The sequence below is a fragment of the Achromobacter deleyi genome (assembly GCF_902859705.1).
Taxonomy (GTDB): Bacteria; Pseudomonadota; Gammaproteobacteria; order Burkholderiales; family Burkholderiaceae_B; genus Achromobacter; species Achromobacter deleyi.
The window spans coordinates 380,707-398,673 of the sequence record NZ_CADIJO010000003.1 but is presented as its reverse complement, the minus strand read 5'-3'; the positions used below and the strand labels follow the sequence as shown (position 1 = coordinate 398,673).

At 66.2% G+C, this 17,967-nt stretch carries 19 protein-coding genes; 5 read left to right on the top strand and 14 right to left on the bottom strand.

Features of this window, described 5'->3' with window-relative positions; genetic code table 11:
* Positions 1–286 precede the first annotated feature (286 nt).
* From HV798_RS06845 to argB, 5 genes are all read right to left on the bottom strand, one after another.
* Positions 287–1,336: an Ldh family oxidoreductase gene (locus HV798_RS06845; protein WP_175191534.1), complete on the bottom strand. Its 1,050-nt coding sequence runs from the start codon at positions 1,334–1,336 to the stop codon at positions 287–289.
* Positions 1,337–1,348: 12 nt separating this feature from the next.
* On the bottom strand, positions 1,349–2,842 hold the full coding sequence (locus HV798_RS06840) for a DASS family sodium-coupled anion symporter (RefSeq protein ID WP_175191535.1): 1,494 nt from the start codon (positions 2,840–2,842) through the stop codon (positions 1,349–1,351).
* A gap of 288 nt (positions 2,843–3,130) precedes the next feature.
* The gene (gene slmA, locus HV798_RS06835; RefSeq protein WP_025141016.1) at positions 3,131–3,706 is read right to left on the bottom strand and encodes a nucleoid occlusion factor SlmA; all 576 of its coding nucleotides are present in this window, start codon (positions 3,704–3,706) and stop codon (positions 3,131–3,133) included.
* Positions 3,707–3,760: 54 nt separating this feature from the next.
* Positions 3,761–4,507 (bottom strand): pyrimidine 5'-nucleotidase, encoded by a 747-nt coding sequence (locus HV798_RS06830; RefSeq protein WP_175191536.1) that lies wholly within the window; start codon positions 4,505–4,507, stop codon positions 3,761–3,763.
* Entirely contained in the window at positions 4,507–5,409 is a 903-nt protein-coding gene (gene argB, locus HV798_RS06825; RefSeq protein WP_006391819.1) for an acetylglutamate kinase, read from the bottom strand. The genes HV798_RS06830 and argB overlap by 1 nt, the downstream gene beginning before the upstream one ends.
* 334 nt (positions 5,410–5,743) lie before the next feature.
* Here argB and HV798_RS06820 point away from each other — a divergent pair, with 334 nt between their 5' ends.
* Positions 5,744–6,532 (top strand): MetQ/NlpA family ABC transporter substrate-binding protein, encoded by a 789-nt coding sequence (locus HV798_RS06820; protein ID WP_175191537.1) that lies wholly within the window; start codon positions 5,744–5,746, stop codon positions 6,530–6,532.
* Positions 6,533–6,649: 117 nt separating this feature from the next.
* On the opposite strand, the gene HV798_RS06815 is transcribed toward HV798_RS06820, so the two are convergent.
* Genes HV798_RS06815 through HV798_RS06800 form a run of 4 tightly spaced genes read right to left on the bottom strand, consistent with a single transcriptional unit; the run spans position 6,650 to position 8,990 of the window.
* Positions 6,650–7,144 (bottom strand): peroxiredoxin family protein, encoded by a 495-nt coding sequence (locus HV798_RS06815; protein WP_025141019.1) that lies wholly within the window; start codon positions 7,142–7,144, stop codon positions 6,650–6,652.
* A complete protein-coding gene (locus HV798_RS06810; protein ID WP_175191538.1) occupies positions 7,141–7,893 on the bottom strand; it encodes a BON domain-containing protein in 753 nt (250 codons plus the stop codon). Before HV798_RS06810 ends, HV798_RS06815 begins: the two co-directional genes overlap by 4 nt.
* The gene (locus tag HV798_RS06805) at positions 7,890–8,483 is read right to left on the bottom strand and encodes a phosphoheptose isomerase (protein WP_175191539.1); all 594 of its coding nucleotides are present in this window, start codon (positions 8,481–8,483) and stop codon (positions 7,890–7,892) included. The genes HV798_RS06810 and HV798_RS06805 overlap by 4 nt, the downstream gene beginning before the upstream one ends.
* Before the next feature lie 30 nt (positions 8,484–8,513).
* Positions 8,514–8,990 carry a YraN family protein gene (locus HV798_RS06800; RefSeq protein ID WP_175191540.1) on the bottom strand — a complete coding sequence of 159 codons (477 nt, stop codon included), beginning with the start codon at positions 8,988–8,990 and terminating at the stop codon, positions 8,514–8,516.
* A 69-nt stretch (positions 8,991–9,059) separates the two neighbouring features.
* On the opposite strand from HV798_RS06800, the gene rsmI reads away from it, so the two are divergent.
* Both rsmI and HV798_RS06790 read left to right on the top strand, forming a co-directional pair.
* The gene (gene rsmI / locus HV798_RS06795; RefSeq protein WP_175191541.1) at positions 9,060–9,989 is read left to right on the top strand and encodes a 16S rRNA (cytidine(1402)-2'-O)-methyltransferase; all 930 of its coding nucleotides are present in this window, start codon (positions 9,060–9,062) and stop codon (positions 9,987–9,989) included.
* A 3-nt stretch (positions 9,990–9,992) separates the two neighbouring features.
* Positions 9,993–10,610, top strand: a complete 618-nt coding sequence (locus HV798_RS06790) for a methylated-DNA--[protein]-cysteine S-methyltransferase (protein ID WP_175191542.1) — start codon at positions 9,993–9,995, stop codon at positions 10,608–10,610.
* A gap of 20 nt (positions 10,611–10,630) precedes the next feature.
* Here HV798_RS06790 and HV798_RS06785 read toward each other — a convergent pair whose 3' ends face one another.
* Together HV798_RS06785 and rapZ are read right to left on the bottom strand one after the other, a co-directional pair.
* Entirely contained in the window at positions 10,631–11,593 is a 963-nt protein-coding gene (locus tag HV798_RS06785) for a septal ring lytic transglycosylase RlpA family protein (RefSeq protein WP_025141025.1), read from the bottom strand.
* Positions 11,590–12,462 carry an RNase adapter RapZ gene (gene rapZ / locus HV798_RS06780; protein WP_175191822.1) on the bottom strand — a complete coding sequence of 291 codons (873 nt, stop codon included), beginning with the start codon at positions 12,460–12,462 and terminating at the stop codon, positions 11,590–11,592. The genes HV798_RS06785 and rapZ overlap by 4 nt, the downstream gene beginning before the upstream one ends.
* A 201-nt stretch (positions 12,463–12,663) precedes the next feature.
* Here rapZ and HV798_RS06775 point away from each other — a divergent pair, with 201 nt between their 5' ends.
* Both HV798_RS06775 and HV798_RS06770 read left to right on the top strand, forming a co-directional pair.
* Positions 12,664–13,419 carry a c-type cytochrome gene (locus HV798_RS06775; RefSeq protein WP_175191543.1) on the top strand — a complete coding sequence of 252 codons (756 nt, stop codon included), beginning with the start codon at positions 12,664–12,666 and terminating at the stop codon, positions 13,417–13,419.
* A 12-nt stretch (positions 13,420–13,431) separates the two neighbouring features.
* Positions 13,432–14,715 (top strand): c-type cytochrome, encoded by a 1,284-nt coding sequence (locus HV798_RS06770; RefSeq protein WP_175191544.1) that lies wholly within the window; start codon positions 13,432–13,434, stop codon positions 14,713–14,715.
* On the opposite strand, the gene HV798_RS06765 is transcribed toward HV798_RS06770, so the two are convergent.
* From HV798_RS06765 to HV798_RS06755, 3 genes are read right to left on the bottom strand one after another with little or no spacing between them, the layout of a single operon-like run.
* The gene (locus tag HV798_RS06765) at positions 14,716–16,149 is read right to left on the bottom strand and encodes an aminotransferase-like domain-containing protein (protein ID WP_175191545.1); all 1,434 of its coding nucleotides are present in this window, start codon (positions 16,147–16,149) and stop codon (positions 14,716–14,718) included.
* Positions 16,150–16,171: 22 nt separating this feature from the next.
* Positions 16,172–17,098 carry an HPr(Ser) kinase/phosphatase gene (gene hprK, locus HV798_RS06760; protein WP_006216298.1) on the bottom strand — a complete coding sequence of 309 codons (927 nt, stop codon included), beginning with the start codon at positions 17,096–17,098 and terminating at the stop codon, positions 16,172–16,174.
* A 20-nt stretch (positions 17,099–17,118) separates the two neighbouring features.
* On the bottom strand, positions 17,119–17,574 hold the full coding sequence (locus HV798_RS06755; protein WP_006224727.1) for a PTS sugar transporter subunit IIA: 456 nt from the start codon (positions 17,572–17,574) through the stop codon (positions 17,119–17,121).
* Positions 17,575–17,967 lie beyond the last annotated feature (393 nt).

The window sequence follows — 17,967 nt, the reverse complement described above, 5'->3', positions numbered from 1 at the left end:
CGCCGCTGGCAAAAACGCCAAGCACACTGACCGTCCCAGCACCCGGCAAATTGCAGCTGCGGTGAGCCTGTTGCGTTGGTGGCCTGTGAGGGCGGGGCGTGTAGATGCGCCCGAGGGAATCCGTAGGGAAGGCCGAAGGCCTGTACGAGGATGACGAAGGGGCAGTCCGGAGCGAAGGCTCCGGACCGCAATCGTAGCCCCGCCCTCACAGGCCACCAACGCAACAGGCGGCTCAAGAACCCCTGAGCCGCCCGTACAAAACAACCATCAAACCAATACAAAAAAACTACGGCAACGCATCCGCCACACCCAAGTCAGCAGCCAGCGTCTTCAATCCGTCCCAGATGCGGGAGTCGAATTCCAGGGAGTCTGCGTTCAGGGCGCGGTTGCGGGCTTCGTATTCGCCGGGGTATTGGACGCCGTCCACGCCTGGTTGCGGCGGGCAGGCGTGCAGGTAGTCGATGAACGCGCCCACTTCCATCGAGCGCCAGTCCGTATTGAAGTCCACCTGCGGGTCCAGCAGCAGCGCGAACATGTTGTTCGTTGCCACCCCGTTGCGCGGATGTTCCGGCTGGATCGTGCCGCCGCCCGACAGCACGCCGGCCAGCAGTTCCGCCACCAGGCCCATTGCGTAACCCTTGTGGCCGCCGAACGGCAGCAGCGCGCCCGGTGGGTCCGAGAACAGCGCGTTCGGGTCCGTCGTCGGGTTGCCCTGGGCGTCGATCAGCGATCCCGGCGGGGCTTGTTCGCCCTTGGCGGCCAGCACCCGGGCCTTGTTCACCGCGATCGAGCTCGTCGCCATGTCCACGATGAACGGCGGGCGGCCGCCAGGCAGCGGGCCGGCGAAGCACAGCGGGTTCGTCGTCAGGCAGGCGCGGGCACCGCCGAACGGCGCGACTGTGGGGGCGCGATTGATCACGTTGGTGAAGGCCAGCAGGATCAGGCCCTTGGCCGCCACCATCTCGCCGTAGTGGCCCATGCGGCCCAGGTGGTGGCTGCGGCGCAGCGTCAGGATGCACTGGCCGTGTTCCTGCGTGCGTTCGATCGCCTTTTCGATCACGACCTTGCCTACGTGCTGGCCCAGGCCGTTGTGGCCGTCGTATGCCAGCATCGCGCCGCGGTCGTTCAGCAGTTCGGGGCGGCCGTCGGCTTGCGCCAGGCCGTCGCCCAGCACGCGGCGGTAGTTCGTCAGGATCGACAGGCCGTGGCTGGTGTAGCCGACCCGGTCCGATTCCACCAGGTGCTCGGCCACGTCGCGGGCGATGTCTTCCGGCACGCCTTGTGCGACCAGCACGCGGCGTCCGAATTCATTGGCTTGGGCAATAGAGATTTTCATGATGCGGCCTCCTTACAGCCAGCCCAACCAGCGCCAGTAGGTCATGCCCATCAGGATCATCAGCGCGTAGCCGATGATGGTGACCAGAATGCCCACCTTGGCGAACTGCTTGGCATTGAAGGTTTCCGTGCCCAGGCACACCATGTTCTGCGGTGCGTTGATCGGCAGGATGAAGCCGTAGCTCACCACGAAGCCCAGCAGCATCGTCATGCCCAGGCGGCTGAAGTCGCCCGGCAGCGTGGCCAGCACCGAGATCAGGATCGGCAGCATGGCCGAGGTCAGCGCCGTGGCGCTGGCGAAACCCAGGTGGATGACAATCAGGAAGGCAGCCAGGATCGCGAAGATCGCCAGCGGTCCCAGGTGGTCCAGGCCCGTGTGTTGCACGACCTGGTTACCCAGCCATTGGCCGGCCTGCGTCGTCAGCAAGGCGGTGCCCAGGCTGATGCCCACGCCGAACACGATCACCGTGCCCCATGGGATACGCGATTGCACGTCTTTCCAGGTCATCACGCCAAAGCGCGGCAGCATCAGCAGCACCAGGCCGAAGTAGGTGGTCGAGGTCGTGTCGAAGCTGTGCAGCTTGCCTTCGGTGGACCAGAACAGCAGCAGCATCACCGACACCGCCATCAGGCGCTTTTGCGCACCGGTCATGGGGCCCAGTTCAAGCAGCGATTTTTCGACAGCTTCCTTGCCCCCCGCGATGCTGTCGCTTTCCGGCGGCAGCAGCTTGAGCACGATGATGATCAGCACGGCCGACATGATCAGCGACCACGGAGCGCCCGCGATCAGCCAGTCCGACCAGGCCACGCGCTGGCCCAGCATCTTTTCCATGAAGCCGACCGTCAGCAGGTTCTGCGCGGCGGCGGTCTGGATACCGACGTTCCAGATGCTGGTGGCCTGCGCCACGATGATCATGATGCCGGCGGCAATGTTCGAGCGCTTGTCCACGCCGAAAGCGGCAATGACGCCCATCATGATGGGCACCACGGCGGCGCTGCGGGCGGTGGCGCTGGGCACCACCAGGCTCAGTACGATCGTCACTGCGATACACCCGATCAGGATGCGGCGCGTGCTGGTGCCGACCTTGGACAAGGTCACCAGCGCGATGCGCCGGTCCAGTCCGGTGAACGTCATGGCCGCGGCGATGAACAGTGCGCCGGTGACCAGGGCGAGTGCCGAGTTGGCAAAGCCCGTCAGCGCCATGCTGATGGCGGCGGACGTGCCGTACAGCACGCCCGGGTCTTTGATTGTCGGAGCCGTGCCCAGCAGGAAGGCCATCAGCGTCGTGATCATGATCGCGCTGGCTTCGTAGGACACGGCTTCGGTAATCCAGACCACCACCGCGAATGCCAGGATGGCCAGCATGCGGTGGCCGGCGACCGGCAGGTCAGCCGGCAACGGCATCATCAGCACGCCGATCATCACGAGGAAGCCGGCGATGAGTCCGATTGGGATTTTTGCTTTCTTTGGGGCTTGCGAGGCAGGGACAGCGGCTGGCGCAGTCATATCCATCTCCGGTTGAGGTCAAACTGACGGCACATCGCAACCAGGCCTGGGGCGTGATCAAAGCGAAGTGCCGACGCTACAGAATGATCGTGACGGCATTAAGGAAAACCCGTATTGATATGGGTCAAACCGGTGGAGATTCGCGCTTGTGGAAAACCCATCCCGCGCATTATGCTCGTCCGCCCGCGTTGGTCGCAAGCGTGAGATTGTTGCGTATATGCAATCAAATAGCCCAAGGGCGGGCTGCAACAAGCGTTTAATTCGTTCGTGTTATGAAATGAACGGGCGTCAGCCCAGCGCCAGACGCAACTGCTCGTCCAGGTGCAGCGTGGGCGCAACGCGCCAGCCGCTCTGGGCATAGCGCAGCCAACGGCCCAGCACCAGATGCGTCAGCAGGCTGGCATGCGCGGCCACATTGGCCTCGGGCGGCAGGCCGCCGTCGGTGACGGCGATGCGCAGCGATTGCTTGAGCGACGCCTCGATGCGGTCGTTGATGTGGTTGATGCGTTCTTGCAGGCGGTTGTCTTCGGTGACCAGGGCGTCGCCGGTCAGCACCCGCGTCATGCCCTTGTTGCGTTCCGAGAAGGTCAGCAGCATCGACACCGTCTTGTGGGCTTGCGACAGGCCGTAGGGCTCGGCGGTCGCGATCTGGTTCACCAGCGTGAAAATGCTGGTTTCGATGAATTCGATCAACCCTTCGAACATCTGCGCCTTGCTGGCGAAGTGCCGGTACAGCGCGGCTTCGGAGACTTGCAGCCTGGCAGCCAGCGCGGCGGTGGTGATGCGCGACGCGTGCGGCTGCTCCAGCATCTCGGCCAGGGTCTGCAGAATCTGGGTCTTGCGCTCGCCGGGTTTGCTCGCCATGGACGGGTCTGGTCTTACGCAGGCTGACGGTGGATGAGAAGAGGGGGCCGGCCGCTATCCCCGCAAGGGACGCCGGCGCAACAGCAAATCACTGACGGAGTTTACCCGCAAGTCGACGTAAGCCGGCCGCTGCGAACGGCCGCGCGCGAACGGTGTGCCGGGGTGGAAAACGTGCACCGTGCGCAGCCCCGCCTGGCGTGCGCCGCGCAGGTTGGCCAGCGTGTCTTCCACCAGCACGGCCTGGCGCGCCGGCACGCCTTCGCGCGCCAGCACGTAGCGCAGCAGCGCGGGCGAGGGCTTGGGGCGGAACTCGCCGTGCAGGCGCATGTGTTCGATGGCCCACAGGCTGTCGAACTGGCGCAGGATGCCCAGGCGGCGCAGCACCGCGCGCGCATAGTGCAGCGGCGCGTTGGTCAGCAGCACTTTGCGACCGGGCAGCTGGCGCAGCTTGTAGGCCAGCCCCTTTTCGGCGCGCACCAGCGGATTGACGTCGAAGTCGTGGCTGCGGTGCAGGAAGGCGTGGGGGTCCACGCCATGGTTGCGCACCATGCCGATCATGGTGGCGCCGTAGCGCTTCCAGTATTGCTTGCGTACCTGGTTGGCCGTGTCGACATCAACGCCCAGCGCTTCGGCCACCGCCAGGGTCATGCCCTGGTCGATGTGGGGAAAGATCGCGTGCGAGGTGTCGTGCAGCGTGTTGTCCAGGTCGAACAACCACAGGCGCCCGGGGGCGCCCGTGGCCGTGCGGCGCGAGCGGCGCTGGCGCACCGCCGGCCGCAGCAGGGTACGCTGCGCTCGCATCAATGCGAGCTGATCATCGTGCCAACGCCTTGGTCGGTCAGGATTTCCAGCAGCAGGCAGTGCGGCACGCGGCCGTCGACGATGTGCACCGAGTTGACGCCGTTCTTGGCGGCGTCCAGCGCGGACGAGATCTTGGGCAGCATGCCGCCCGAGATCGTGCCGTCGGCGAACAGTTCGTCGATGGTCTGGGCCGACAGGCTGCGCAGCAGCTTGCCCGCCTTGTCCAGCACGCCCGGGGTGTTGGTCAGCATCAGCAGCTTTTCGGCGCCCAGCACTTCGGCCATCTTGCCGGCGACGACGTCGGCATTGATGTTGTAGGCCGTGCCGTCTTCGCCGTAACCGATGGGCGAGATGACGGGGATGAACTGGTCATCCTGCAAGGCCTTGACCACGGCCGGTTCGACCAGCGTGATGTCGCCCACGAAGCCGATGTCGATCGGTTCAGCGGGGTTTTCCTTGTTGGCCATCAGCTTTTTCTGCGCCTGGATCAGACCGCCGTCCTTGCCGGTCAGGCCCACGGCCTTGCCGCCGACCTCGTTGATCATCATGACGATGTCTTGCTGAACCTGGCCGCCCAGCACCCACTCGACCACTTCCATGGTCTCGGCGTCGGTGACGCGCATGCCCTGGATGAAGGTGCCTTGCTTGCCGATGCGGCGCAGCGCGTCGTCGATCTGCGGGCCGCCGCCGTGCACCACCACCGGATTCAGACCCACCAGCTTGAGCAGCACCACGTCATGCGCAAAACTGCGCTGCAATCGCTCTTCCGTCATGGCGTTGCCGCCGTACTTGACCACGATGGTTTTGCCGTGGAATCGTCGGATGTAAGGCAGCGCTTCGGAAAGCACCGCGGCTTTGACAGCAGGAGACGAGACGGCAGCAGGGTCGGGGGTGTCGGTCATGGCAGCTAAGTCGGCAATAAGTAGAGTATGAAAGTTAGAGGTTGGAAGCCCGCGCGCCGCTGGCGGCGCGATGGCGTTGCCCCCCGAGGGGGCGTAGGGTCCCGCAGTAAAAAATGCCTGCACAGGAACGCGTCGGGACGCGGTAGCGCAAGCATACGACGGATTGTAGACCCCACAGGTTCCTTATGCTTTAAACCCATGTTTATATGCCCGACAAATAACCGGCATTCGGGTAAATTGGGGGCGTTTTCACAACGGAGCGCCCCTCACAAGGGGGAATCTCCCCACCGGCTGGGCATATGCCCCCAATTTCTACCTATAAAAGAGGCAACTCATGCGTTTGAATTTCGTCCGCTCTGCCCTGGTGGCGTCGGCCCTCCTGGTGTCGGCCACCGCCGCCCACGCTGAAAAGATCGTGGTGGGCGCCACCCAGGTCCCGCACGCGGAGATCCTGGAAGTGGTCAAGCCCCAGCTCGCTAAGGAAGGCGTGGACCTGGACATCAAGGTCTTCAGCGACTACGTGCAGCCCAACCTGCAATTGGTGGACAAGCAGCTGGATGCGAACTTCTTCCAGCACAAGCCCTACCTGGACAGCTTCAACAAGGACCGCAAGGCCACGCTGGTGCCGGTCGCCCTGGTGCACGTCGAGCCCTTCGGCGGCTACTCCAAGAAGATCAAGAGCCTGGCCGAGCTGAAGGACGGCGCCACTGTCGCCATCCCGAACGACCCGTCCAACGGCGGCCGTGCGCTGGTGCTGCTGCAAAAGCAGGGCGTCATCAAGCTGAAGGACCCGTCCAACATCCTGGCCACCGCCGCCGATGTGGTCGAGAACCCCAAGAAGCTGAAGTTCCGCGAACTCGAGGCCGCCATGCTGCCGCGCTCGCTCGATGACGTCGACCTGGCCCTGATCAACACCAACTACGCGCTGGAAGCCGGCCTGGTGCCGACCAAGGACGCGCTGTTCATCGAGGGCGCCGATTCGCCCTACGCCAACGTGCTGGTGACCCGCTCGGACAACAAAGACGCGCCCGGCATCAAGAAGCTGGTCAACGCGCTGCACTCGGCCGAGGTGAAGAAGTTCATCCAGGAAAAGTACAAGGGCGCGGTGGTCCCGGCGTTCTGATACCCCGCAAGGCCTGACCCCGTTGTTGAAACCGCCCGCTTGCCGGGCGGTTTTCTTTGTCACAGGCGAAAAAAACCGCCCGGTAAACGGGCGGCTTCTGTTGCGATCGGGGCAGGGTCAGCCTGCCGCCAATGCCTTTTCGACGGTGGCGTGGAATTCGGCCACGTCGTATTCGCCCAGATAACGCTTGATGACGTGTCCCTTCTTGTCGATCAGGAACGCCGTGGGCGTCAGGCGGATGTCGCCGAAGGCGCGGGCGATGTCGCCCTTGGTGTCCAGCGCCACCGGGAAGGGCAGCTTGCGGCTTTCGGCGAAGTTCAAGACGAAATTGGGCGGGTCGTAGTTCATGGCGACCGCGATGGCCTCGTAGCCCTTGCCGGCGTATTCGTTATAGGCCGAGATGGTCTCCGGCATCTGCTTGACGCAGGTGACACAGCTGGTGGCCCAGAACTTCACCAGCACCACCTTGCCGCGCAGGTCCTGCATCGAGAAGGTCTTGCCTTCCAGCGTGGTGAAGGTGACGTCGGGCGCGGTTTGCGCCGGCCGCATGACGAACCAGGCGCCAATGCCGACCGCTACCAGGACGGCCAGGGCTACGATGGCTTTTTTCATTTGATGGGCATGGCTTCTACGGCGCTGCCACCGCTGGGCGCGGGAGCGCTGCCGCTGCTGCTGCTGCTGGCTGCGCCCGAGCTGTTCTCGATGGGGGCCTTGGTTTCAGTGGAATTCGACTTGCTGCTGTTCGACAGGCGAATGGCTTCTTCGCGGCTGATGGTTTCGAACAGTTTTACCACCTTTGCGACGCCGCCGACATCGGCGGCCGCGTTGGCGGCGTAGTCGCCTTCGGCCTGGGTCAGCTTGCCCATCAGGTACACGACGCTGTGGTCGGTGGTCAGGGCGATGGTGCCGGACGGCACGTACTTGGTGTTGATCAGCGCCGTCTTGACCTTGGAGGTCAGCCAGGTGTCGTTCGAGCGGACGCCGAACGAGGCGATCGGGCCGACATTGAGCTGGTTGACCACCTGCTTCACGTTTTCGATGCCCTGGGCGATGGCGGTGGCTTGCGACTTGGCTTCTTCGGTGGGCACGTCGCCGGTCAGCAGCAGATGGCCGCCGTAGGCCATGGCATTGACGCGGGCGGTATCGCCCAGCTTCTGGGAGATCTGGCTTTGGGCCTTGAAGGCCATGTTCTGGTCTTCGAGCTGGATGCCCGAGGTGCGCCGGTCGGTCACGACCACCGCCGTGGTGGCGGCGGCGCCGCCCACGATCAAGGGCGCGCAGGCCGACAGCGACAGTACGGCGCCCGACAGGGCGGCGGCAAGCAGCAGGGGGCGGGCGGCGGTTCGGACGTCAGGAATCATTCGGTGTCTCCAAGCAGAAGAGCGTCAATGCCGTCGCAAAGCGCGTGCAGCAGCAGTATATGGACTTCCTGGATGCGCATCGTGCGATCGCTGGGAACACATAGATGGACGTCCATCGGCGTAATGAGTTCCCCCATGACGCCGCCGCCCTTGCCGGTCAAGGCCAGCACATGCATCTCTCGGCTGGCCGCGGCTTCCATGGCGCGGACCACGTTGGGTGAATTGCCGCTGGTGGAAATGGCCACGAGCACGTCGCCGGCCTGGCCGAAGGCGTTGACCTGGCGTTCGTAGACCTCGTCGAAGCCGTAGTCGTTGCCCACGGCCGTCAGGATGGAGGTGTCGGTGTTCAGGGCAATGCCGGCCAGGGGCAGGCGCTCGCGTTCGAAGCGGCCCACCAGTTCAGCGATGAAATGCTGGGCGTCGGCCGCGGAACCGCCGTTGCCGCAAGCCAGAATCTTGCCGTTGTTGGCCAAGGCGCCGAATAGCACGTCCACCGCCACTGCCAGCGGTTCGGCCAGGACGTTCATACTTTGTTCGCACGCAGCCATGGCGTCGCGAAAGTGCGACGTCATACGAGAGGTCATATCCATGGGCGCGATTATCTCACGCGCCAGCAAAAATCAGCCCAGCTCGAATGCGGCGCGCAGCCATTGGACCTGCCCGCCCTCGAAGAGCACGGCGTCAAAGCGCACGGCGGGCGGGGTGCCGCCCCAATGGCGCCGGGTCAGTTCCGGCAGCCAGTGGGCCGCAGCGCGGGCCAGCCGGGCCTGCTTGGCCCGGTCGATGCTCGCGGCGGCCCCGCCGAAAGCGCCCGCCTGCCGCGAGCGGACTTCGACGAAGACCAGGATGTCGCCCTCGCGCATGGCCAGGTCGATTTCCCCCGCGCGGCAGGCCAGGTTGCGGGCCAGCAGCGCCAGGCCGCCCGCCAGCAAGAGGCGCAGCGCCGCATCTTCGTGGCCATCGCCCGTGCGTTGGCGGGGCGAGCGCCGTGGGGGCGGCCGGTCGGGCGGAATCGGACGCCGGGCGCTGCGGCGGCGTCGCTTGTCGGCGCGCTGGCGGACGGCCAGGGCCAGTTCGAAGGCAAGGGTGTCATCCATCAGGCGGGTTCCGGAAGCGGGCGTCGATGGCGGCTACACTGGCATGGTTTTCCGTGTAAGCAGGCAGCAATGAATCAAAATGTCTCACCCCCGGTGGCCGGCGATGCCTGGACCCGCGTCGCTGAACGCGTGGCCGGCCAGCATTGGCCTGCGCAGGCGCTGTATGTGGTGGCCACACCGATCGGCAATCTGGGCGACCTGGGGCTGCGCGCCTGGCACGCGCTGCAGCGCGCCGACGTGATCGCGGCCGAGGACACCCGCGCCAGCCGCACCTTGCTGGACGCCTGGGGGGTCACGACGCCCTTGATGGCCGCCCATCGCCACAACGAGGCCGCGGCGGCGCAGGCCATCTGCGAACGCCTGGCGCAGGGCCAGCGTGTGGCGCTGGTGTCCGATGCCGGTGCGCCCGCCGTCAGCGATCCTGGCGCCCGCGTGGTGCGCGCGGTGCGCGAGGCCGGTTTCACCGTCGTGCCGGTGCCGGGCCCCAGCGCCGTGATCACGGCGCTGATGGGCAGCGGGGTCACCACGGATGAAAACCCCGCCTATGCCTTTGCCGGCTTTCCGCCCTCCAAGGCCGTTGCCCGCCAGCGTTGGCTACGCAGCTGGTGTGCGCTGCCCGCGCCGGTCGTGATGTTCGAATCGCCGCACCGCCTGGCGGCCACGTTGGCCGATCTGCTCGAGGTCTGCGGCCCCGAGCGCCACCTGACCGTTGCGCGCGAGCTGACCAAGCGCTTCGAGGAAATCGCCACGTTCACCCTGGGCGAGGCCGCGGCGTGGCTGGCGGCCGATTCGCACCGCGAGCAAGGCGAGTTCGTGCTGATCGCGCACGCGCGCCCTGGGCAAGAGGCCGACGACGAGGCCGACCCGCGCACCGACGCGTTGCTGGACGCCTTGCTTGAAACGCTGTCCCTGCGCGATGCTTCCAAGGTCGCGGCCAAGGTCACCGGCCTGCCGCGGGACGTCCTGTACAACCGGGCCCTGGCCCGCAAGAATTCGTAAGACATGGTTTACACAGCTGTCGCTCCCAAGCGTTCCGGCCAACCCGACGAACGCATCGTCTATCGCGATATCCCCACGCCGCTGGGTGAAATGCGCCTGGTCGCCAGCGCCAAGGGCTTGCGCGGCGCCTGGTTCACCGACCAGACCCTGCTGCCCTCGGCCGAGGGGTGGACCCGCGTGGACGCCGATCCCATCCTCGAGCAGGCGCGCCGCGAACTGGACGAGTGGTTTGCCGGCCAGCGCCGCGACTTCGACGTGGCGCTCGACCCGGTCGGCACGCCGTTCCAGCATGAAGTGTGGCGCGCGCTGTGCGCCCTGGATTTCGGCCAGCTCGCCAGCTATGGCGAACTGGCGCGCACGGTGGGCCGTCCCAAAGGCGCGCAGGCCATCGGTGGCGCGGTGGGGCGTAATCCCATCATCATCATCATTCCGTGTCACCGCGTGATCGGCGCCGACACCTCGCTCACGGGTTTCGGCGGCGGCTTGCCGCGCAAGCAGGCATTGCTGGAACACGAGGGCAGCCGCTATCTCAGCCGCAACCCGCGCGCGCGGCGCGTGTGCGATGGCCAGGTCGAACTGCCGTTCGAGCCGCCGGCCTTCGACTGGCCGCGGGCCCAGTAAGCCCGCGATACCAAACGGGCTTATTGCGCCGCGATGCTGGGCGTGATGCCGATGCGGTCGGAGACGAGCTGCACGGCATTCATGGCGCTCTGGCGATCAGGGTAGGGCCCGATCTTGACGCGGTACAGGTTGTTGGATTGTTCGACGCTGGCGGGCGGCGCACCCTCGGTGCCCAGCTGCGTATTGATGCGGCTGACCAGCGACTGCGCATTGGCCGGCTGGCTGAAAGCACCCACTTGCAGGTAGACACTGCCGATGCCGCCCGCGGCCGGTTGGCGTACAGGCGCGCTGCCCGGCGCGGGCGCCGGTTGCTGAGCCAGCGGTTGCGGGTCCAGGGAGATGGGCGCGGCGGCCACGGGCGTGGCCACCGGCGTGGAGCCGATGGCCGACGCGGGCGTTGCCGCCGGTGCGCCCGATGAGGCCAGGCGGCGAATCTCGTCTTGCGGAATGCTCTCGACCACGACCTGGCCGCTGCCCGGTCCGATGATGCCCAGCTTGTAGGCCGCCACGTACGACAGGTCCATGATGCGGTCGCTGTGGAACGGGCCGCGGTCGTTGACGCGCACGATGATCGTCTTGCCATTGACCAGGCTGGTGACCCGCGCGTAGCTGGGAATCGGCAGCGTCGTGTGCGCGGCCGTCATGGCGTACATATCGTAGGCTTCGCCGATCGACGTGGAGTTGCCATGGAATTTCTTGCCGTACCACGACGCAATGCCTTGCCGCTTGTACGGCTGGCCGGTGGTGTCGGGCACGTAGCGCTGGCCGAACACCACGTACGGACGATTGGCGCCGCTGGCGTAGGGTTCGATGCGCGGCACCGCGTCCGGCACCTGGTCCAGGTTGGACGGCGGGTTGGCGTCCGGGCCGTCGTCTTTGTAGTACCCGCCGCCTTTCTTGCGGCCTCCGGTGGAAGAGCAGCCGGCCACGGCAATGGCCAGCAACAGCATCATCAGGAAAGTCAGCGGGCGGGGCAGGGTCATGCGGATTCGTCGGGCAGTTGGGTGCGATGGCGCACCAGCAGCGGGTCGTGGTCGGCAAAGCGCTTGGCGAGCTGTTCGACCACGTAGACCGAACGGTGCTGCCCGCCGGTGCAGCCGATGGCGACCGTGAGGTAATTGCGGGTGTCTTGGGTGTACTGCGGCAGCCAGCGGTTCAGGAAGCCGGCGATGTCGTCGATCATCTGTCCCACCTGGTCGTAGCCGGACAGCCAGGTCGCGACGGGCTCATCGCGGCCCGTCAGCGGACGCAGGTTGCGGTCGTAGTAGGGGTTGGGCAGGCAGCGCACGTCGAACACCAGGTCTGCGTCGCGCGGCACGCCGCGCTTGTAGGCGAACGATTCGAAGGTCAGCACCAGCGGGGCGCGATCGGCCTGGATCAGGTCGCGAATCCAGGCGCGCAGCTGGCCCGGGGTCAGTTCCGACGTGTCGATGACGTGTTCCTGCTCGCGCAGCGGCGCCAGCAGTTCGCGTTCCAGTGCGATGCAGTCGGTCAGCGACGGCGCGGTGCCGCCGCGTTGCAGGCGGTCGGTCAGGGGATGGCGGCGGCGCGATTCCGAATAGCGCTGCACCAGGGTGGCGGTGCTGGCATCCAGGAACACCACGCGCAGGCTGGTGCCCATGGCGCGCAAGGCGGTGACGACGTCGGGTAGTTCGGCCAGTTCGCCGGGCGACCGCACGTCGATGGCGACCGCCACGCGCTCCAGGCCGTCGTCGCGGGCGTTGGCGATGAATTCGGTCAGGAACCGGACGGGCAGGTTGTCGACGCAGGTATAGCTGGCGTCCTCGAGCATGCGCAGGGCGACGGATTTGCCTGAGCCTGATATGCCGGTTACGAGGACGACTTTCAACATGGACATGATTGTGGCACGCTTTTCCAGGACGATGCCGGCGGGTTGGCATCTGATATGGCCGTAAACTGCAAATCTGCGCCTGTACCGGTCAGTACGCCCTGACGTAAGCTCGGGCATCCGCACAAGAGAGATTCACCTACGCGCCCCGCCGTCATGCGCCTTGGGGGGGTTGGAATTTGACTTAGTGTTAACTGGTCCTAGATGTTAGCCCTCATTTCCTTTTGTAGTGTTTCACTGCCGCGGCATTGGGCAAAATCCCGCCTGTTGGCCGCCGCGCTTGTCGTGTTTTCGACAGCGCCCGCGATGGCCCAGGACACCGCGCCATCGCTGCAGCCGGGCACGATGCAGGCCCGCGTGGCGGCCTGTACGGCCTGTCACGGCGCACAGGGCCGGGCTGGCGCCGACGGCTACTACCCCCGCCTGGCGGGCAAGCCGCAGGAATACCTCTATCACCAACTGCTGAATTTCCGCGACGACCGCCGCCAGTACCGGCCGATGGCACACCTGCTGGCGGGCTTGCCGGATGCCTATCTGCATGAAATGGCCGCCTACTTTGCGGGCCAGCATGTGCCCTATCCGCCGCCCGCGCGCGTGGACGTCCCCGGCCCCACCTTGGAGGCCGGACGCAGGCTGGCCCTGTCCGGCGACGCTGCCCGCGGCCTGCCGGCCTGTGCGTCCTGTCATGGCGCGTCCCTGGGCGGGCTGCTACCCGCCATTCCTGGCTTGCTGGGCCTGCCGCGCGACTACATCAGTTCGCAGATCGGCAGCTGGAAAAGCGGCCAGCGCCGCGCCGCCACGCCTGATTGCATGGCCGACATTGCCAACAAGCTCACACCCGAAGACATCGGCGCCCTGACGGCATGGCTGTCGTCGCAACCGGTTGCCGACACCTACGGCCCCGAGCCTGCCGGCTCTCTGCACCTGCCCGCCGAATGCGGCAGCCAGGCGCAACGGTAACGGGGGCGCACGATGACATTGATGAAAAGAATCCTGGGGTCCCTGTTGGCGCTGATCGTGGTGGTGCTGGGCGCCCTGTATTGGCTGGGCACGCGCGATGACGCCAGCACAGGTCCTGCCGCCGCGCCGTCGGACCCGCAGCAGCGGATCGAGCGCGGGCGCTACCTGGCGCTGGCCGGCAATTGCGTGGCGTGCCACACGGCGCGCGGCGGCCCGGCCTATGCGGGAGGCACGCCCATTCCCACGCCGTTCGGCACCCTCTACGGGCCCAACATCACGCCCGACGACAAGACCGGCATCGGCGCCTGGACCGCCGATGACTTCTGGCAAGCCCTGCACAATGGCAAGTCGCGCGACGGCACGTTGCTGTATCCCGCCTTTCCGTACACCGAATACACCCGTGTGAGCCGCGCGGATGCCGATGCGCTGTTCGCCTACCTGCGCACCGTCACGCCGGTCAGCCAGGCCAATCGGCCGCCTGAGCTTGAATTCCCGTATGACCAGCGCATCTTGCTGGCGGCGTGGCGCGCGCTGTATTTCAAGCCTGGCGCACTGGAGCCCGATCCCGGTCAATCCGAGCAATGGAATCGCGGCCGCTATCTGGTCGAAGGCGTGGGCCACTGCGCGGCTTGTCACGCACCGCGCAACAGTCTGGGCGCGACCCGTCCGGCTGACGGCCTGACCGGTGGTGTGATTCCGGGACTGGAATGGTATGCGCCACCCCTGACCAACGACCCGCGTACCGGTTTGGGCCGATGGTCCGCGCAAGACATCGCCGATCTGCTGCAAACCGGCATCGCGGCGCATTCCAGCGCCAGCGGCCCGATGGCCGAAGTCGTTCTGGGCAGCACGCAGCACCTGACGGGTGAAGATGCGCTGGCGATGGGGGTGTACCTCAAGTCGCTGCCGGATACCCCGGCATCTACCGCTGCGTCCGCCGCGCCTGTGTCGGCCGCCGCCATGGAACTGGGGGGCAAGCTCTACCGCCAGCAATGCGTGCAGTGCCACCAGGCCGCAGGCGAGGGCAGCGCGGGCGCCTGGCCTGCATTGGCCGGCAACCCCACCGTGACCGCGCCATCGCCCGTCAATGCTATCCGCATCGTGCTCGATGGCGGCTTTGCGCCCGCTACGGCGGCCAACCCCCGGCCGCACGGCATGCCGCCTTTCGGCCAAATGCTGAACGACAACGACATCGCCATGCTGGTGTCCTACATCCGCAACAGCTGGGGCAATTCGGCAGGCGGGGTCACCTCGCTTGAGGTCAAGCGCGCGCGGGCCGCGGCGACCCGTAACTGATCAGCGCGACCGCGTGGCCTGGCTGCAGGCCGCGCGGGCCATGTCGCCCAGGGTGCGAATCGCATCGGCCTGGCCCGGGTCCCAGGGGTGGCCGTAGTTCAGGCGCAGCGCGTTGCCGAATTGGCCGCTGGCCGAGAAGATCGGGCCCGGCGCCACGCTGATGCCGCGCGCCAACGCCTGCCGGTGCAGCGCCAGCGCATCGACGGCAGCGGGCATTTCCAGCCACAGGAAGAAGCCGCCTTGCGGCCGCGTCACTCGGGTGCCCGCCGGAAATTCGCGGGCGATCGCGTTGGCCATCAAGTCCTGCTGGGCCTGCAAGGTCTCGCGCAGCCGCCGCAGGTGACGGTCGTAACCGCCTTGCTCAAGGTATTCGGCGATGGCGCCTTGCGCCGGGCTGGACGCCGACAGCGTGGACGACAGCTTCAGGCGCTGCACGCGTTGTGTGTAGCGCCCCGCGCTGGCCCAGCCAATGCGGTAGCCCGGCGCCAGGCATTTCGAGAACGACGAGCAGTGCAGCACCAGGCCCTGGGTATCAAAGGCCTTGGCGGGCACGGGGCGCGTCGCGCCGAAATACAGCTCGCCGTAGACGTCGTCTTCGATCAGCGCAATGTCATGGCGCGTCAGCAGCTCGACCAGCTGGCGCTTCTTTTCGTCGGGCATCAGGCTGCCCAGCGGATTCTGGAACTGCGTCATCAGCCAGCAGGCCTTGGGCGCATGGCGCGCGATGGCAGCTTCCATGGCGCCCAGGTCTACGCCGGTGCGTGGATGCGTGGGCACTTCCAGCGCTTTCAGCCCCAGGCGTTCCAGCGCTTGCAAGGCGCCATAGAAGGTCGGCGCTTCGACGATGACGGTGTCACCGGGCTGCGTGACCGCTTGCAGGCAAAGATTCAGCGCTTCCAGCGCGCCGTTGGTGATCACGATGTCGCTGGCCGGCACGTTGATGCCCGCGATCAGGTAGCGCAGCGCGATCTGCCTGCGCAGGCCTGGGTTGCCCGGCGACAGGTCTTCCATCGTGGCCAGCGGGTCCTGGCGCTTCAGGTGCGCGGCCATGGCCTGCGCCAGCCGCGGCAAGGGGAACAGCAGCGGCGAGGGAAATGCCGAGCCCAGCGGCGCGACGTCGCGGTTGCGCACCGAATCCAGGATGTCGAAGATGCGTTCGCTGATCGCCAGCTCGGTGGATTCGCCGTCGGGGCAGGATGTGTCAGGCTCGGGCGGCAGGCTGTCGCTGCGCGTGTTGACGTAGTAGCCGGAGCGGGGGCGCGCGCGGATCAGGCCGCGCGCTTCAAGCAGGTAATAGGCCTGGAACACCGTCGACGGGCTGACGCCGCGGCTGGCGCAGGCATCGCGCACCGACGGCAGCTTGTCGCCCACGCGCAGGACGCCATCGCGGATCGACTGGGCGATTTCGTTGGCGAGTTTTTCGTAGAGGCTCACGGGGCCGCTGGGCGACGCGCGATTACTTGCTGCTTTGCAGGATCGCCATAGCCTGGCGTTCCATGAATTCGCCCAGGGTGTCGATGCCGCGCAGCTTCAGGATGGTGTTGCGCACGGCGGCCTCGACCAGCACCGCCAGGTTGCGGCCGGCGGCCACTTGCAGCATGACCTTGCGCACGGGCAAGCCCAGCATGTCCTGGGTGATGTCCTGCAGCGGCAGGCGTTCGAACTTGTCCTGTGCCGTGGCGCGCACCAGGTGCACGATCAGCTTCAGGCGCATCTTGCGGCGTACCGAGGTCTCGCCAAAGATGGTGCGGATGTCGAGCAGGCCCAGGCCGCGCACTTCCAGCAGGTTCTGCAGCAGTTGCGGACAGTGGCCTTCGATCATGTTGGGAGCGGTGCGCGAGAATTCCACCGCGTCGTCGGCCACCAGGCCGTGACCGCGGGAAATGAGTTCCAGCGCCAGTTCGCTCTTGCCCAGGCCCGATTCGCCGGTGATCAGCACGCCCAGGCCCAGCACGTCCAGGAACACGCCATGCACGGTGGTGGTGGGCGCCAGCTTCTTGCCCAGGTAGATGCGCAACAGGTCGATCAGTTGCGCGGCGGCGACCGGCGTGGACAGCAACGGCACCTGATGCTGGTCGCATTGATCGACCAGGTCCTGCGGCGGCGTCAGGCCGTCAGCCAGCAGGATGGCCGGGACGCCGCCGATCAGCAGCTCGTCCATGTGGTGCATGCGGCGGCGCAGGTCGAAGCGGGTGTAGTACGCCAGTTCTTCCTGGCCGAACACCTGGATGCGCGAGGGGTGGATCAGGTTCAGGTGACCCACCAGGTCCGCGGCTGCCATGCCGTCATCGGGAATTGCGCGGTCTGCGGCCCCTTGTCCGGAAATCCAGTTGAAGGGGATTTTGTCGGCGTTGTCGTCGACGAGTTCCTGCACCGTAAGCATGGCAGCGTTTCCGCGAGGGGTCAGAGTTGGCCGGTGGTAAGCATCTTGTGGACGATGGCCGGATCGGCCTCCGTGGCCAGCGCTTCGCGCAATGCCTTGTTGGACATCAGCTGCGCCAGTTCGGCCAGGATATCCAGGTGCTGTTGCGTGGCGGTTTCCGGCACCAGCAGACAGAGCAGCATCGAAACGGGCTGGCCGTCGGGTGCGTCGAATGTGATGGGTTGCGCCAGGCGGATGAACGCGGCCAGGGCTTGTTCCAGGCCCTTCACGCGGCCATGCGGCACCGCGACGCCTTGGCCCAGGGCGGTCGAACCCAGGCGTTCGCGTGCGAACAGGCTGTCGAACACGAGCGCGCGCGCCAAGCCATGGTTGTTTTCAAAGAGAAGGCCAGCCTGTTCGAACGCGCGCTTCTTGCTCGTGGCGAGCATATCGAGGACGACGTTGCCGGCGGGAAGGATGCGCGACAAATGATTCATCGGACCATTATAGGGTTATATGATGCACTGCAAAAATGCCGGGCCAAGATGCCTTGCGCGGCGGGCTTCGGGTGGCCCGGCTCGACGCTTGCCAGGGCGGATGGGCCCCGGGGCGAGAGCGACAGCATAGACCGATCGCGGCGCGTTGTGGGCATTCTCGTGCACCCGCTCGCAGTCCGGGCCGCAAAGTGCGGCGATTTCACGGGCGAGGGATGGGCGAAGCGGATTCGTCGACGCACGTCGAGAATCGGGGACAAAAGATGGGGGCAAATCCGGGGAGGGGCACTGCAGGAGGGGAGTTTGCCGATGCCCCGGCTGGACGAATCGTCTAGCGGGACACCGGGACTTAGGCAGGATTCAAGAATCGCTGTTTAGCTTGGCTCGCACGGCGAG